This is a genomic window from Crenobacter luteus (assembly GCF_004345725.1).
Lineage (GTDB): Bacteria > Pseudomonadota > Gammaproteobacteria > Burkholderiales > Chromobacteriaceae > Crenobacter > Crenobacter luteus.
This window is the reverse complement of sequence record NZ_SLXG01000035.1, coordinates 1-15859: the sequence shown is the minus strand read 5'-3', so window position 1 is coordinate 15859 and position 15859 is coordinate 1. Positions and strand designations below refer to the sequence as shown.

The window sequence follows — 15859 nt, the reverse complement described above, 5'->3', positions numbered from 1 at the left end:
CTTCGAAAGACGGCTGGATACGCATTACGCCTTGCTCAAGCTGGCTTGTGCCTTGATCTGCTTACGCTTTATCGACCGGTTTTGTTAGCGACTCTCAATGCCGGGGGGACGTCGTCGTCGCCATCGATCGCGCCACCCGCTGGGTGTTCGTGCAGATCAAACCGCGCAAGATGGTCGCCGCAGCAAAAGCCTTCCTGGGGCGCTGGTCTCAGTAGCTCAAAACGTCACAAAAAACAGGAAAAGCCTTGAATCAAGGCTTTTCGTCAAGGGGAAATAATGTATTGCCAGGCGATGATCTTATCTGATATTTCTCATGATGCTATTGGTAATGGCGTTGCTTATTCTGCCTGATCGGAGTGCTTCCATGCCGTTAATTGTTGTGTCGAGTGTCGTGACAGATTTAATGACAGTGTTGTTGGCCGAGTTTTGAACGACCAAAGACTGAGGGACGCCATTGCCGTCGTTTGTTGCGATGACCACTGTTTTTCCCGGGCTGCCGCTTGGTGTCGAGGCTATCGGGTTTGCATCATGCTTGGTATCGTAGGAAATATTTTTAGGATTTTTGCTATACCATTGGTAACTGGTTTGATACTGTAGTTGGCCGTCGACATAAACAGCTCGGTCTATGCCAAAGGCGACGTCAAAGTCGCCGTAGCGCATGCCGCCGCGGATGTTTTCCAGTTTGTCTTCCGATACCCGATGCTCTACGATTTTCTGGTCGATATCGGTAGCGACGGTCATGGAGGCCATCGCCGCATGACAATACATGAGCCCTGCGGCAACAATAAAAACCGAGGAGGAAAGACGGGCTTCAGCGGGCTTGAACATGTTGCTCTCCTGAGGGTCATGTCGACCGTGATGCTTAAAAATCGTTGGGGCCACGCATTAAAATGCGCCAGTTAGAAAGGGCGGCATTCGTTGTGGCGGTATCCAGCGGAGCCTTTTCAACGATTTTCCAGTAATCGTCACGATTGAAGTATTTTTCCCCTAGGTCTGCCCTGGCAGTAATCAAGAAAACCACTTTGCCCCACATGTTTTCAAACTGAGTCCGGTCGTAGGACTTCACGCCGATCGCCGAGTCGCTGACCAGTACTTTGTCCTTTGAAATGCCGGTGATGACTACAAAGTGATTGTAACCATTGGTGCTGATCAGCACGATGGCGGGAACGCCGATCTCGGCGAGTTTGTCCAGTCCAATGTCGTAGCCGTTGGCGGGGATGCCACGGCCTTCAAGAAATTTTCTCATGTCCGCCATCGAAAAACCGTATTTTTTTATTTTTTCCTGGTCTCCTTCGCGGAACATGGCTTCGAAAATCGTTTCTTCCTTGATCGGATATTCGTAGTGGTGGGTCAGCAAGGTGGCGAGCGCGGCAGCACCACAACTGAAATCGTATTTTTGTCGTATGGTGTTCTTGAACGCTCTTTCCTTGAAGGTCGTCATGGTGACGTTGTAGGAAGAATTGAGTCCCGTGATGACAGCGACGGTGCCCGCCCATGCATTACCGGTCAGCCCTGCCAAGGCGATACAGCAGGCGATGAGTTTTTTTTGCATGATGATGCCGTCCAGGATAAGCAAGGCCACTGCGGGTAGCCTTTCGTGTCTATCGGTACTCAGCGAATCGAAACGTTCAGAATCGTCGAGCTTTGCATCACGACGTTGTTGCCGCTGTTCTGGAAGACCGTTCCGATTCCAGACATCCCGGCGAAGGCGCCTTGTCCGATGGTGTTGGCGCCGGTGACCGAAACGGAGTTCTGCAGGCTAGTGTTGCCGACGCTGGCGCGTTGTTCGGCGTTATTGCTGATCACCTGCAGGTTGTCGGTAAAAATGTCTTTTTTGCCGGCTTGGTCGGACAGGCTTTGCTGATTGGCCGTGCTCAATCCTGCGAAGGGATCGTTGACGGCTTGCTGAGTCTCGTCGGCGTGGGCGATACCCGCCAGCAGGGTGGTCCCAAACAAGGTGGCGACGATGAGACGATCGATGCGCGCCATGGTGATCTCCTAGAGCCTATCCGCAGAAAAGGGGGAAAAACGGGAAGCGATACCAGACCGCTTCCCGTGTCGCCGTCGTGCGCTTAGTTCATGCGCAGGTTGGCCTGGACGTTGACGGACTGCTGCGCCATCGAAGCGAGGCCGGTGTTTTGCGAGAACTGGCCGATGCCGTTGAAGCTGGCGGAGCCGACCGAGTTGTCGCCGGTACGGACGGTCGGCAGTTCGCAGCCGCAGTCGTCTTTCTTGCCTTTACGGCCGTAGCCGCCGTAGCCGTGGTCTCTGCTGCCGCCGCTGCCGATCGTCACGTCGCCTGCGTGGCCTTTCTGATCGGACGAAATTTCGGCCTTGGAGATGTTGACGACTTTTTTGCTCAGGCTCCACGAGTTCGACGTCATGTGCTTGCTATTGTCGGTGTTGAAGCTGTCCTTGACGGTCACGTCGACGTCGACCTTGGTGTTGTTGGTGGTGTCGTTGTCCTGGTTGAAGCTGTTCTTGGCGGTGGCTTTGAACGAGTCTTCGATCGCGATCGACTTGTCCTGGGCAACGGCGCTGCCGTCGTTGTTGCGGGCTACGTTATCGTCGTCAGAGCCGCGAGCCATGGCGGTGGTGGCGCCGAAGGCCATGATCAGAGCAGTGGCGAGAGCAAGCTTTTTCATGATCGTTCTCCTGAGGTTCCGTGTGTGACAGGTTGTTGATCCAGCTAGGCGCTTCGTTGTGCGCACTCCCCTTAATGCAAGCGCTGTGCCAGCGTCGTGAAAAACTTTCGACGCCTTTTTTTTCAATGGTTTGCGTCGATTTTCTGGGCTGCTGGCCGCGGTGTGTGTCGCTCGCCGTTGTCGCAGTTCTGGCACAGCGTCAGGACCGCAGGCCGCCCGACGCAGGCGGAAAGCCTTGATGGACGGGCGTTTCGGCGGGACGGGATGGCAGGGGAGCAGTGTGTCAACCGTGAGACGGTTGGCCAGAGTGTTTCAGGCGTAAGCCCGCTCGTATCGTGGTTGGCGATGGGGCGTGCGGCATCGGGGTCTCCATGCCGGCGCGCGAGCTTGGGGTGGCGTGTGGCGGCTGATAGCATGAAATGGCGATTCCATGGAGGGGGCGATGCGTAACAAACGTCAACAACGCCGGCGGGCTGACACGATGCGCGCCGATCTGGCCCAGCGTTACGAGGCCCTGGTCGAACTGGCCTTTCATGCGATGGCGCGTCTGCATGAGAACGCCGACCCGGAGGCGCTGCACGACCTCAGGGTGAGCCTGCGCAGCCAGCGCGTGCTGCTGGCTGCCTTCCGCGACCGGGCCTCGGTCAGCGAAGCGCGCGGAAGGTTGGCCGAGGCCGCCGGTCTGAGCAATGCGGTGCGCGATCTGGAAGTGTCGCTGGAGTGGGCCGACGGGCTGTATACGGAAACGGGGGAGGGGGCGGCGGCTTGCGAGGCGCTGCGGGCAAGGCTCGATACCGCGCGACAGGGTTTGCTGGCCGGCTTGCAGCACGCGCGCCTCGACGAGGCGCTGGTCGACGCGGAACTGGCGTGGTTCCGGGCGCTCAACCGCAGCCGGCGCAAGCCCTTGCGCAAGCGCCTCCGCGGGCGGGCCGGCCGCCTGGCGGCCCGGATGCGGAAAATGGCCCGGGCGCTGACGGCGGATGTCGCGCCGGCGGCCTGGCACCCGCTGCGCCTGGAGGGCAAGCGGCTGCGCTACTGGATCGAGGGTTTTTCGGATACCCTGCCGCGCCGGCAGCGGCGTCTCGTCAAGCCGCTGCGCTTCTTGCAACTGAGCCTGGGCAGCCTGCAGGACCTGAGCGTGCTGCGTGCCAACCTAGCCGAGCTGCCGGGTGAGGTGCCGCCGTCCTGGTCGACGGCGATCGCCCGCGAAGAGGGCAAGTGTGCCGCCGAGGCGGCGCGGGTGCTGGACGAGCTGATGCCGCTGCTGGCGCGGGCGCGCCAGCGCTGATCACCACATCACGCGGACCGCGTCGTCGCCGAGCCAGTCGCGCAGCGACAGCAAGAGGCCGTCGTCGAGGCGCACGCCCCACTGTTGCGGCAGCGCGATGTCGCCGCGCGCCTCGCCGTTGTGGTAGTCGACGCGCACCGGGCAGCCGCCTTCCTCGCTGGCGAAGGGCTGGATCAGCGCTTTGAGCCGCATCACGTCGCCGTTGCCGTCCATCGCGATGCGCAAGCTGCGCGCGAAGCGGCTGCGCGCCTCGCCCAGGTCGAGCAGCTTGTCGGCGATGATGCGCAAGCCGCCCGAGAAGTTGTCCTCGCTGACCTTGCCCTCGACCACCAGCACGGTATCTTCCCTGAGCTTGGCGCGGTTGGCGTCGAAGGCCTCGGCGAATACCGACACCTCGAGCTTGGCGCTGCCGTCGTCAAGCTGCACGAAGGCCATCTTGCCGCGGTTGCCGACCTTGGTGCGGATGCCGGTCACGAAACCGGCCAAGAGCTGCGGCTCCTTCTTCGGGGTCAGCCGCGACAGCGGCGTCTTGATGAAGGCGCGCACTTCTTTCTCGAAAGCCGAGAACGGGTGGCCGGACAGGTAGTAGCCGATCGCGAGCTTTTCCTCGGCCAACTTGGTCGCCTCGTCCCACGGCTTGGTGTCGACCATCTCGATCGTCGGCGCGGCGCCGGCGTCGAGCAGGTCGAACAGGCCGCCCTGGTTGGCGTTGGCGGCCTCCTGGTCGGCGGCCTCCATCGCGAGGCCGACGTTGGCCAACAGTTTGGCGCGGTTGGGCTCGATCGCGTCGAAGGCGCCGGCGCGGATCAGCGATTCGATCGCGCGCTTGTTGACGAGCTTCTTGTCGGTGCGACGGCAGAAGTCGAACAGGTCGGTGAACGGGCCGCTCTCGTTGCGGACGGCGACGATGTGCTCGACCGCCGCCTCGCCGGTGCCCTTGACCGCGCCGAGCGCGTAGCGGATGCGCTTGCGGTCGACCGGCACGAAGCGGTAGAAGCTCTCGTTGACGTCCGGCGGCAGGAAGACGAGGCCGTTCTTCGGGTCGATGCTGTCGTCGTAGAACACCTTGAGCTGGTCGGTGTTGTCCAGTTCGGACGACATGGTCGCAGCCATGAAGGCGGCGGTGTGGTGCGCCTTCAGCCACGCGGTCTGGTAGGACACGACGGCGTAGGCGGCGGTGTGCGACTTGTTGAAGCCGTACTCGGCGAACTTGGCCATCAGGTCGAACAGCATCTCGGCCAACTTCGGGTCGTAGCCCTTCTCTTTGGCGCCCGCGGCGATCTTCTCGCGGTGGGCGGCCATTTCCTCTGGCTTCTTCTTGCCCATCGCGCGGCGCAGCATGTCGGCGCCGCCGAGTGTGTAGCCGCCGATGATCTGCGAGATCTGCATCACCTGTTCCTGGTACACGATCACGCCGTAGGTCGGATCGAGGCAGGCCTGCAGGTCGGGGTGGAAGTAGTCGACCTCCTGTTTGCCGGCCTTGCGCAGGATGAAGTCGTCGACCATGCCGGAGCCGAGCGGGCCCGGACGGTACAGCGCCAGCACGGCGATGATGTCTTCGAAACGGTCGGGCTTGAGCTTCTCGAGCAGCCGCTTCATGCCGTCCGATTCCAGCTGGAATACTGCGGTGGTGTTCGCCTGCTGCAGCACCTTGTAGGCGGCCGGATCGGTGAATTCCAGCAGGTTGAGGTCGGTGTCGAAGCTCGGGTCGAGCGCCTTGATGTAGCGCACCGCCAGGTCGATGATGGTGAGGTTGCGCAGGCCGAGGAAGTCGAACTTCACCAGCCCGACCTGCTCGACGTCGTCCTTGTCGAGCATCGACACCGGCACCGCGTCGTCGCCGGATGCCTGGTAGACCGGGCAGAAGTCGGTGATGCGACCCGGCGCGATCAGCACGCCGCCGGCGTGCATGCCGATGCCGCGCGTCAGGCCCTCGAGCTTCTTGGCCAGCTCCCACAGCTCGCGCAGTTCTTCCTCGTTTTCCAGCCGCTCCTTGAGGATGGGCTCCATCTCGACCGCGTCGTCGAGCGAGTACTGCTTGCCCGGCGCGGCCGGGATCAGTTTGGAGACGCCGTCGCAGAACATGTACGGCAAATCGAGCACGCGGCCGACGTCGCGCACCACCGCCTTGGCGGCCATGGTGCCGAAGGTCGCGATCTGCGACACCGCCTCGGCGCCGTACTTCTGGCGCACGTATTCGATCACCCGGTAGCGGTTGTCCTGGCAGAAGTCGATGTCGAAGTCGGGCATCGACACGCGTTCGGGGTTCAGGAAGCGCTCGAACAGCAGCGCGTAGGCCAGCGGGTCGATGTCGGTGATGCCGAGGCTGTAGGCGACCAGGCTGCCGGCGCCGGAACCGCGGCCCGGGCCGACCGGGCAGCCGTTGTTCTTGGCCCAGATGATGAAGTCGGCCACGATCAGGAAGTAGCCCGGGAAGCCCATGTCGATGATGGTCTTGCACTCGATCGCGAGCCGCTCGTCGTAGCGGGGGCGTTCGGCGGCGCGCGTTTCCGGGTCCGGGTACAGCTTTTCGAGCCGCTTCTCGAGGCCTTCCTTCGACAGGTGGACGAGGTAGTCGTCCAGCGTCATGCCGTCCGGGGTCGGGAAGTCGGGCAGGTAGTTCTTGCCCAGCTGCACGGTGATGTTGCAGCGCTTGGCGATCTCGACCGAGTTTTCCAGCGCTTCGGGGATGTCGCGGAAGCGCTCGACCATCTCGTCGGTGGAGAGGAAATACTGGCACTCGGCGAAGTGGCGCGGGCGGCGCTTGTCACCCAGCGTGTAGCCTTCGGCGATGCAGACGCGCGCCTCGTGCGCCTTGAAGTCGTCCGCTTCCATGAACTGGATCGGGTGGGTGGCGACCACCGGCAGGCTCAACTCGCCGGCCAGCCACAAGGTCGCCTGGACCACCTGTTCGACTTCGGGCTTGTCGAGCCGTTGCACTTCGAGGTAGAAGCCGCCGGGGAACAGGGTCGACCAGTACCGCGCGCGCTCGAGCGCCTCGTCGGGGTTGCCGTTGATGAGCGAAAGGCCGACGTCGCCGAGGTGGGCGCCGGACAGGCACAAGAGGTGGCTGTTGTCGCCGGCTTCCAGCCAGGCGCGTTTCAGCTCGGCGCGGCCGCGGTACTGGTTGTGCAGATAGGCCTCGGCCAACAGTTCGCACAGGCGGCCGTAGCCGTCGCGGTCCTTGGCGATCAGCATCAGCCGGTAGGGCTTGTCGCGGTCGTCCTCGTTTTCCAGCCAGGCGTCGACCGACACGATCGGTTTGATGCCGGCGCTGCGGCAGGCCTTGTAGAACTTGACCATGCCGAACAGGTTCATCAGGTCGGACATGCCGAGCGCGGGCAGACCGAGCGACTTGGCGCGTTTGACCGCGTCGTCGATGCGCACGATGCCGTCGGTGACGGAAAACTCGGTGTGGAGGCGTAGGGGGATAAAGGCCGGTGCGTTCATGGCCGCCATTGTACCGCGCGGCCGCTCGGCTGCGGGCCCGGCCAGACCCGCAGCGGCGACGACGCTCAGGCGTCGCCCTTGGGCTTGAGCGCGGCCAGCGCGGCCTTTTGCATTTCCAGCGTCTTGATCTGCAGCGACAGCGCGCCCAGGTTCATCGTCAGCCAGCCTTCGACCACCCTGAGCTCGGCGATGCGACGGTCGATCTCTTCTTCGGACAGCGGCGGCAGGAAGGGCTGCGCGCCGGCCGGGGTGGCGTTCTGCCAGAACTGGCGCATCAGGGCGAAGGGGTCGTTCGGGTTGAAGTCGGCGCTCATGCGGTCTCCGTCGGGAAAGGGGACATGGACGAACAAAAACGGGCAAGCCCGAAGGCTTGCCCGTTGAGTATAGCGTTAGCGCGTCAGGCTCAGCCTTGCTGCACCTGCGCCTCGACGGCCGCGAGCGCCACCATGTTGACGATGCGGCGCACCGACGAGATGGAGGTCACGATGTGGGCCGGCTTCGCGATGCCCATCAGGATCGGGCCGATGGTCACGCCGTCGGCGGCCGACACGCGCAGCAGGTTGTAGCTGATGTTGGCGGCTTCGACGTTCGGCATGATCAGCAGGTTGGCCGAGCCCTTGAGCGTGCTGTCCGGCATGCTCTGCAGGCGCAGGCTCTCGTTCAGCGCGGCGTCGCCCTGCATTTCGCCGTCGATTTCCAGTTCCGGCGCGCGTTCCTGCACGATCGCCAGCGCTTCGCGCATTTTCTGCGCGGAGGCGCTGTTGATGGTGCCGAAGCTCGAGTTCGACAGCATCGCCACCTTCGGCTGGATGCCGAAGCGCTTCACGGTCTCGGCGGCCATCAGCGTGATGTCGGCCAGTTGCTCGGCGCTCGGGTCGGCGTTCACGTAGGTGTCGGCGATGAAGATGTTGCCGGTCGGCAGCATCAGCGCGTTCACCGCGGCGGCCAGCTTCTTCGGATTGTTGTGGCCGAGCACGTCCTGGATGATCTCGTAGTGCTGGCGGTAGGCGCCGTAGGTGCCGCAGATCAGCGCGTCGGCTTCGCCACGACGGACCATCAGCGCGCCGATCAGCGTGGTGTTGCCGATCACGCGGCGACGGGCCTGCTCCTGCGAAACGCCGCGGCGCTTCATGATGGCGTAGTACTCTTTCCAGTACTCGGCGTAGCGCGGGTCGGACTCGTTGTTGACCAGTTCGAAGTCCTCGCCGGCCTTGATCTTCAGGCCCAGCTTCTCGATACGCTTCTCGATCACGCTCGGACGGCCGACCAGCACCGGGAAGGCGAGACCCTGCGACACGATTTCCTGGGTCGCGTGCAGCACGCGCTCGTCCTCGCCCTCGGTCAGCACGACGCGCTTCTTGTTCTGCTTGGCGGCGGTGAACACCGGCTTCATGAACAGGTTGGTCTTGTAGACGAACTGCGAGAGCTGCTCGACGTAGGCGCCGAAGTCCTCGATCGGACGGGTGGCGACGCCGGAGTCCATCGCGGCCTTGGCGACGGCCGGGGCGATCTTGACGATCAGGCGCGGATCGAACGGCACCGGGATCAGGTATTCCGGCCCGAAGGACAGCTCCTTGCCGCCGTAGGCGGAGGCGACCACCTCGTTCTGCTCGGCCATCGCCAGGTCGGCGATCGCGCGCACGCAGGCGATCTTCATCTCTTCGTTGATGGTGGTCGCGCCGACGTCCATCGCACCGCGGAAGATGAACGGGAAGCACAGCACGTTGTTGACCTGGTTCGGGTAGTCCGAACGGCCGGTGCCGATGATCGCGTCCGGGCGGACTTCCTTGACCAGCGACGGCAGGATTTCCGGCTCCGGGTTGGCCATCGCGAGGATCAGCGGCTTGTCGGCCATCGACTTGACCATGTCCTGGGTGACCAGTTTCGGACCCGACAGACCCATGAAGATGTCGGCGCCGACCATGGCGTCGGCGAGCTTGCGCTGGCCGTTGTCCTTGATCGCGTAGCGCTTCTTCGAGTCGTCCATCTTCTCGTCGCGGCCTTCGAAGATCACGCCCTTCGAGTCGCACACGGTGATGTTCTCGCGGGTCGCACCCAGCGCGACCAGCAGGTCCAGGCACGCGATGGCGGCGGCGCCGGCGCCGGAGGCCACCACGCGCACGTCGGCGATGTTCTTGTTGGTCAGGCGCAGGCTGTTCAGGACGGCGGCGGCGGCGACGATGGCGGTGCCGTGCTGGTCGTCGTGGAACACCGGGATGTTCATGCGCTCACGGCACTTCTTCTCGATGTAGAAGCACTCGGGCGCCTTGATGTCTTCGAGGTTGATGCCGCCGAAGGTCGGCTCGAGCGAGCAGATGATGTCGACCAGCTTGTCCGGGTCGAGCTCGTTCACCTCGATGTCGAACACGTCGATGCCGGCGAACTTCTTGAACAGCACGCCCTTGCCTTCCATCACCGGCTTGCCGGCCAGCGCGCCGATGTTGCCGAGGCCCAGCACGGCGGTGCCGTTGGAGATCACGGCGACCAGGTTGCCGCGCGCGGTGTACTTGTACGCGTTCAGCGGGTCCTCGACGATGGCCATGCACGGCGCAGCGACGCCCGGCGAGTAGGCCAGGGCGAGGTCACGTTGGGTAGCCAGGGGTTTGGTCGGGGCGACCTGGATCTTGCCGGGGGTGGGGAATTGGTGAAAATCGAGCGCGTTCTGGCGCAATTGCTCATCCATCTGGGAGCTCCTGAGGTGCTTTGGGCAGGTTTGGAACACGTTTCCATTATTATACGGCCAACCGCTCGCCCAGGGCTATGGCTCTGGGCTATAGCGCTCATAAGCGCGCGACAAGATGCGTTCCTCCGCAGCGCGCGCCGGTGACGGCCGGGCTTTTTGACAGCTTTCCGCCTGCGTCTTGCGCGTGGCCGGGTCGGCAGGCGAAGGCAGCAGTATAGGAAGAAGGGACGGCGCTTACGATCAGGTGCTTCCCCCATATGACCAATGCAAAACCGGCCCGTGCCGGTGCCGACAGCCGGTTTTTCGTGCCTGACGAGGGTTTGCCGCTAGGGGTTTTCTCCATGGGTCAGCGCCCAGCGGTGAAGCCGGTTTCCCGGTACAGCGCGTCGAGCACGTCGCGGCCGATGTAGTCGGCCATCGTCGCGTGCACCGGCAGCAGCGCGCGCCGCAGCGCCGCGCGTTCGGCCGGGGTCGGCTCGTGGACGACGGTCAGGCCGCTGGCGCGGATCAGCGCCAGGTCCTTGTCGTTCTCGTCCTTGGCGATGCGGTTGGCGTAGGCGGTTGCGTCGCGCATCGCGCCCTCGAGTATCGTGCGCACGTCGCGCGGCAGGGCGTCCCAGAATTTCTTGTTGACGATCACCACGTAGCCCAGGTAACCGTGCTGCGAGCGCGTCAGGTGACGCTGTACGCGGTGCATGTTCTGCGTGTAGAGGTTGGACGGCGGGTTTTCGGTGCCGTCGACCACGCCGGCCGCGAGCGCCGGGTAGGCTTCGGAGAAGGCGATAACCTGCGGTTGTGCGCCGAGCGCGCGCATCTGCTCTTCGAGTACGGTCGAGCCCTGGATGCGCATCTTCAGCCCCTTGAAGTCGGCCGGCGTTCGCAAGGGACGGTTGGCCGAGAAGTCCTTGAAGCCGTTGTCCCAGAAGGCCAGCCCCCGGATGCCGCGGCTCTCGAGCCGTGCCAGCAGGCGGCGGCCGAGCGGGCCGTCGGTGACCTTGTGCAGGCTCGCGTAGCTGTCGAACAGATAGGGCAGGTCGAAGGCCTCGAACTCGCGCACGCCGAGCGCACCGATCTTGGCGAGGCTGGGTGCCAGCATCTGCACCGCGCCCAGTTGCAGCGCCTCGAGCTCTTCCTTGTCCTTGTAGAGTTGGCTGTTCGGGTAGACGCGCACCTTGACGCGCCCGCCGGTGCGCGCCTCGGCCAACTGCCGGAAGCGTTCGGCGGCCATGCCCTTGGGCGTGTCGGGCGTGACGACGTGGCTGAACTTGATCACGATCTCGTCGTGCGCGCCGCTGCAGCCGGCCAGCGCGAGGGCGGTCAGCAGGGCGAGGGCGGCGATGCAGCGTGACTTCACGATGAGGCTTTCCGGGGGCGGCGATGCGCCATTGTGGGGGAGGAAGCGGGCGATGATCTACAACTTAGGGAGCGCGGGCCAGCTCATGCCATTGGGGGTTTCCGCATTGCGGTCGGCGCGGGTTCGCGCATGATGGACAGGATGACTCCGCTATTCGACGCCAAACGATCGCCCCGGCCGCTGTGGCTGATGACCGGCCTGACGCTGCTGGCGCTGGTCGCGACCCTGTCCGGCCTGTTCTACCTGCTCTACCGCGACTGGGTCGACGAGCAGCGCGACGCGCTGATCCAGGAAATGCTGTGGCTCGAACAGTCGTTGCGTCTGCAGATGCAGAGCCAGAAGGAGTGGGGCGAGGCGCTGGCGGCCGACGTCGTCGAGGGCCGGCTCGACGCGGAACGTTTCAGGCGCAGCGTCGCCAGCTTCCTGCGCGAGAACCGCGAGTTGGCCGAGGTGCAACGCGTCGACGTCGCCGGCCGCGTCGACTGGGACGGCCGGCGCGCGCTCGAGGCGCCGCTCAGGCTCGAAGGGCCGCAGTACGACGCGGTCTGGCGCGCCAGCCGCCTGCTGCGCCCGGCCTTCGGCCAACCCTACCGCGCCGCGGCCGACGGCAAGACCCGCATCGACCTGGCGATACCGCTGCTCGCGGACGGCCGCTACCGCGGCAGCCTGCGCCTGAGCTACCAGCTCGACTGGCTGCTGCAGCAGCGGGTGCCGTGGTGGATCGCGTCCAAGTACCACATCAGCGTCGTCGACGTGCGCGGCCGCGTGCTGGCGAGCAAGTTCGAGCAGGCGGCACATCCGGACGGTATCGCCTACCAGATCGGCTTCGACCCGCCCGGCTACGGCCTGTCGCTGCGCGCGGTGTCCTACCGGGTCGGCGTCGGGCTGACGCTGCCGGTGCTGACCGGCTCCATCCTGTTCCTGACACTGTCGCTCGCCTTCACCGTCTGGCGCATCCGCCGTCACGTGCGCGAGCGCGCGGCGGTCGAGCGCACGCTGGCGTCGGAGGTGTCGCTCCGCCAGGCGATGGAAGACTGCATGAAGGGCGGGCTGGTGTCGCTCGACCGCACCGGCCGCATCGAGCGCGTCAACCGCGCCTTCTGCGAGCTGAGCGGCTATCCGGCCGACGCGCTGCTGGGCCTGTCGCGGCCGTTTCCGTTCTGGCCGGCGGGCGAGGCCGACGCGCAGGAGGCGCTGCTGGCGCGCGCGCTGGCCGGCGAGTTCACCGAGGAGGGGCTGGAGCTGGCCTTCGCGCGTCCCGACGGCGAGCGCGTCGAGGTGAGGCTGTTCGTCTCGCCGCTGATCGAGCGCGACGGCGCGCAGCGCGGCTGGATCGCGTCGCTGTACGACGTGACCGAGGTGCGCCGCCAGCGCGTCGAGCTGAAGGCGGCGCGCGAGCGTTTCCTCGCGGTGCTCAACGGCCTGGACGCCGGTGTGTGCGTCACCGGCGGCGAGCACGGCGACCTCTTGTACGCGAACCCGGCCTTCGGCCGGCTGTGGTGGCTTACCGAGCCGGACGCCGCCTGCTGCCCGCTGCTGCCGAGGTTGGCCGAGCCCGGGCCGGTGGCGTTCGAGTTCTCGCCCGACGACGGCCGGCGCTGCTTCCAGTTGCAGCGGCGCCGTATCGCCTGGGTCGACGGCAGCGAGGCCTGGCTCGACATCCTTGCCGACGTAACCGAGGCGCGCGCGCGCGACGCGCGCGAGCGCGCGCAAGCCGAGCGCTTCCAGGCCACCTCGCGGCTGATCGCGATGGGCGAGATGGCGTCCAGCCTTGCGCACGAACTGAACCAGCCGCTGACGGCGATCAATACCTACGCGTCCGGCCTGAGCCGGCGCTTGCCCGACGACGGCAGCCTGCCGCGCGGCGTCACGGCGGCGGTCGCGGCGATCGCCGAGCAGGCGCGCCGCGCCGGCCAGATCGTCAACAGCATCCGCGCCTTCATCAAGAAGCACGCGCCGCAGCTCGAACCGTCCGACCCCGAGCGCATCGTCGCGCGCGCGATCGGGCTGGCCGAGCCGCTGGCCCGACAGCACGGCGTGCGCCTGTCGCTCGAACCGGGCCGGCGCGGCGTGTCGCTGCAGGTCGACCCGGTGCTGATCGAGCAGGTGCTGATCAACCTGATCAAGAACGCGGTCGAGGCGCTGGTGTCGGCGCGCACCGCGCGGCCGCAGGTGCGCGTGCGCACCCACGTCGGCGACGCATTCTGGCGCGTCGAGGTCGCCGACAACGGCCCGGGTCTGTCCGGGGCGATCGAGGCCAACCTGTTCACGCCGTTCTATTCGACCAAGCCCGAGGGCATGGGGATAGGTCTGAACATTTGCCGCTCCATCGTCGAGTTCCACCGCGGCGAGTTCGGCGTCAACAGCGCGCTGTCGGGCGGCTGCGTGTTCTGGTTCACGCTGCCCTTGGCGCGGCCGGAAAAGGAAACGGCGCCCGAGGGCGCCGTCGACTGAGCGGGCAAGGGCGTCAGGCGCCCGGGCTCAGCGTGGTGTCGCGCGCCTCGGCCAACATGTCCGGGTAGTCGCGGCTGTAGTGCAGGCCGCGGCTTTCCTTCCTCAGCAGCGCCGAGCGTACGATCAGCTCGGCGGTCTGCACCAGGTTGCGCAGCTCGATCAGGTCGTTGCTGACGTGGAAGTTGCTGTAGTACTCGTTGATCTCCTCCGACAGCAGCTTGATCCGGTTCAGCGCGCGCTCGAGCCGCTTGTTGGTGCGCACGATGCCGACGTAGTCCCACATCGCGCGGCGCAGTTCGTCCCAGTTGTGCGAGATCACCACTTCTTCGTCCGGATCGGTCACGCGGCTGTCGTCCCAGCTCGGGATGGCCGGCAGCTCGACCGGCTGGGTGTGCAGGATCTCGTTGGCGGCGGCGCGGCCGATCACCATGCACTCGAGCAGCGAGTTGCTCGCCAGCCGGTTGGCGCCGTGCAGGCCGGTGCAGGCGACCTCGCCGACCGCGTACAGGCCGTCGACGTCGGTGTGGCCGCTCAGATCGGTCACCAGACCGCCGCAGGTGAAGTGCACCGCGGGCACCACCGGAATCGGTTCCTTGGTGATGTCGATGCCCAGCTCCAGGCAGTGCGCGTAGATATTCGGGAAGTGCTCCTGGATGAAGCTCGCCGGCTTGTACGAGATGTCGAGGTAGACGCAGTCGAGGCCGTGGCGCTTCATCTCGAAGTCGATCGCGCGCGCCACCACATCGCGCGGCGCCAGCTCGGCGCGCGCGTCGTGCGCCGGCATGAAGCGGGTGCCGTCCGGCAGGCGCAGGATGCCGCCCTCGCCGCGCACCGCCTCGGTGATCAGGAACGACTTGGTGTGCGGGTGATACAGGCAGGTCGGGTGGAACTGGATGAACTCCATGTTCGACACGCGGCAACCGGCGCGCCAGCCCATCGCGATGCCGTCGCCGGTCGCGGTATCCGGGTTGGTCGTATAAAGGTAGACCTTGCCGGCGCCGCCCGACGCGAGGATGGTGTGGCCGGCGGCGACCGTCCTCACCTCGTCGGCCTGCTTGTCGAGCACGTAGGCGCCGAAGCAACGGTTGCCGGGTTGGCCGAGCTTCTTCGACGTGATCAGGTCGATCGCGATATGGTCCTCGAGCAGCGTGATGTTCGGGTGCGCCTTGATCTTCTGGCCGAGCGTCGAGGTCACCGCCGCGCCGGTCGCGTCGGCGGCGTGGATGATGCGGCGGTGGCTGTGGCCGCCTTCGCGCGTCAGGTGGTAGCCGGTCTTGTGCGTTTCGTCCTTGGTGAACGGCACGCCCAGCTCGATCAGCCAGTCGATCGCCTCCTTGGAGTGCTCGACGATGAAGCGCGTCGTCTCCTCGTTGCACAGGCCCGCGCCGGCGACCAGCGTGTCCTGGATATGGGCTTCCACCGAGTCGCCGGTATCGAGCACCGCCGCGATGCCGCCCTGCGCGTAGGTCGAGCTGCCTTCCAGCAGGTCGCGCTTGGTGACGAGGGCGACCTTGCGGTGCTCGGCCAGATGGAGCGCCAGCGTCATGCCGGCTAGGCCGCTGCCGATAATCAGTACGTCAAACTTCAACATGATGATGCATGTCCCGAAATGATCTTCAGCCGCCAAGACTAGCAGAAAGCGCGCGCGAGCGGGCAGGGGGTGTGTACCCCGGAAACCCCGACGGGCAAAGGGTTTGAGGGGCTCGGCCCTGCTCGTGACGGCAGAGGCCGAGAAGATTTTCGCAAAAAGGTGTTGACGGGTTGGAGCGGGGTGGGTATAGTTCGCCTCCTCGCTGCAGCGCAAACGAAACAACGACGCGACGCAGCCCGCTCTTTAATAAATCGAACAACCGATAGGTGTGAGTTTCTGGCTTCGGCAAGAAACTGGCGCCAGCAAGTAGCGCGATCTTCGGATCGTGGCCTTGCGGACCAGAAGTACGATTAGCTTAGGTTTGAACTGAAGAGTTTGATCCTGGCTCAGATTG

General features: G+C 64.9%; 11 protein-coding genes. 2 read left to right on the top strand and 9 right to left on the bottom strand.

Annotation, left to right across the window (positions count from 1 at the left end; translation table 11 throughout):
* Positions 1-297 precede the first annotated feature (297 nt).
* From EV683_RS13635 to EV683_RS14350, 4 genes are all read right to left on the bottom strand, one after another.
* Positions 298-828, bottom strand: a complete 531-nt coding sequence (locus EV683_RS13635; RefSeq protein WP_131863165.1) for a hypothetical protein — start codon at positions 826-828, stop codon at positions 298-300.
* Positions 829-862: 34 nt separating this feature from the next.
* On the bottom strand, positions 863-1582 hold the full coding sequence (locus EV683_RS13630) for a C39 family peptidase (protein WP_131863164.1): 720 nt from the start codon (positions 1580-1582) through the stop codon (positions 863-865).
* Between the two features lie 29 nt (positions 1583-1611).
* Positions 1612-1989 carry a hypothetical protein gene (locus EV683_RS13625; protein WP_066612180.1) on the bottom strand — a complete coding sequence of 126 codons (378 nt, stop codon included), beginning with the start codon at positions 1987-1989 and terminating at the stop codon, positions 1612-1614.
* 83 nt (positions 1990-2072) lie between these two features.
* Positions 2073-2645: a hypothetical protein gene (locus tag EV683_RS14350; protein WP_165916845.1), complete on the bottom strand. Its 573-nt coding sequence runs from the start codon at positions 2643-2645 to the stop codon at positions 2073-2075.
* A 442-nt stretch (positions 2646-3087) separates the two neighbouring features.
* On the opposite strand from EV683_RS14350, the gene EV683_RS13615 reads away from it, so the two are divergent.
* Complete coding sequence (locus EV683_RS13615) at positions 3088-3933, top strand: CHAD domain-containing protein (protein WP_165916844.1); 846 nt, start codon at positions 3088-3090, stop codon at positions 3931-3933.
* On the opposite strand, the gene dnaE is transcribed toward EV683_RS13615, so the two are convergent.
* The 4 genes from dnaE to EV683_RS13595 form a co-directional block, all read right to left on the bottom strand.
* On the bottom strand, positions 3934-7383 hold the full coding sequence (dnaE, locus tag EV683_RS13610) for a DNA polymerase III subunit alpha (protein WP_131863161.1): 3450 nt from the start codon (positions 7381-7383) through the stop codon (positions 3934-3936). It lies immediately after the preceding gene.
* A gap of 65 nt (positions 7384-7448) precedes the next feature.
* The gene (locus EV683_RS13605) at positions 7449-7697 is read right to left on the bottom strand and encodes a PhaM family polyhydroxyalkanoate granule multifunctional regulatory protein (RefSeq protein WP_066612190.1); all 249 of its coding nucleotides are present in this window, start codon (positions 7695-7697) and stop codon (positions 7449-7451) included.
* 89 nt (positions 7698-7786) lie between these two features.
* On the bottom strand, positions 7787-10066 hold the full coding sequence (locus EV683_RS13600; protein WP_066612193.1) for an NADP-dependent malic enzyme: 2280 nt from the start codon (positions 10064-10066) through the stop codon (positions 7787-7789).
* A gap of 346 nt (positions 10067-10412) precedes the next feature.
* Positions 10413-11420, bottom strand: a complete 1008-nt coding sequence (locus tag EV683_RS13595) for a TRAP transporter substrate-binding protein (RefSeq protein WP_131863160.1) — start codon at positions 11418-11420, stop codon at positions 10413-10415.
* Positions 11421-11561: 141 nt separating this feature from the next.
* Between EV683_RS13595 and EV683_RS13590 the strand changes: the two genes are divergently transcribed.
* Positions 11562-13874 (top strand): ATP-binding protein, encoded by a 2313-nt coding sequence (locus EV683_RS13590; RefSeq protein ID WP_131863159.1) that lies wholly within the window; start codon positions 11562-11564, stop codon positions 13872-13874.
* A 13-nt stretch (positions 13875-13887) separates the two neighbouring features.
* On the opposite strand, the gene nadB is transcribed toward EV683_RS13590, so the two are convergent.
* Complete coding sequence (gene nadB, locus EV683_RS13585; RefSeq protein ID WP_131863158.1) at positions 13888-15465, bottom strand: L-aspartate oxidase; 1578 nt, start codon at positions 15463-15465, stop codon at positions 13888-13890.
* Positions 15466-15859 lie beyond the last annotated feature (394 nt).

Excerpts from the sequence above, each read along its gene's own strand:
- EV683_RS13600 (WP_066612193.1), bottom strand. The coding sequence starts at position 10,066 with ATGGATGAGCAATTGCGCCAGAACGCGCTCGATTTTCACCAATTCCCC.
- EV683_RS14350 (WP_165916845.1), bottom strand. The coding sequence starts at position 2,645 with ATGAAAAAGCTTGCTCTCGCCACTGCTCTGATCATGGCCTTCGGCGCC.
- nadB (WP_131863158.1), bottom strand. The coding sequence starts at position 15,465 with ATGTTGAAGTTTGACGTACTGATTATCGGCAGCGGCCTAGCCGGCATG.
- EV683_RS13635 (WP_131863165.1), bottom strand. The coding sequence starts at position 828 with ATGTTCAAGCCCGCTGAAGCCCGTCTTTCCTCCTCGGTTTTTATTGTT.
- EV683_RS13615 (WP_165916844.1), top strand. The coding sequence starts at position 3,088 with ATGCGTAACAAACGTCAACAACGCCGGCGGGCTGACACGATGCGCGCC.
- dnaE (WP_131863161.1), bottom strand. The coding sequence starts at position 7,383 with ATGAACGCACCGGCCTTTATCCCCCTACGCCTCCACACCGAGTTTTCC.
- EV683_RS13590 (WP_131863159.1), top strand. The coding sequence starts at position 11,562 with ATGACTCCGCTATTCGACGCCAAACGATCGCCCCGGCCGCTGTGGCTG.
- EV683_RS13605 (WP_066612190.1), bottom strand. The coding sequence starts at position 7,697 with ATGAGCGCCGACTTCAACCCGAACGACCCCTTCGCCCTGATGCGCCAG.
- EV683_RS13625 (WP_066612180.1), bottom strand. The coding sequence starts at position 1,989 with ATGGCGCGCATCGATCGTCTCATCGTCGCCACCTTGTTTGGGACCACC.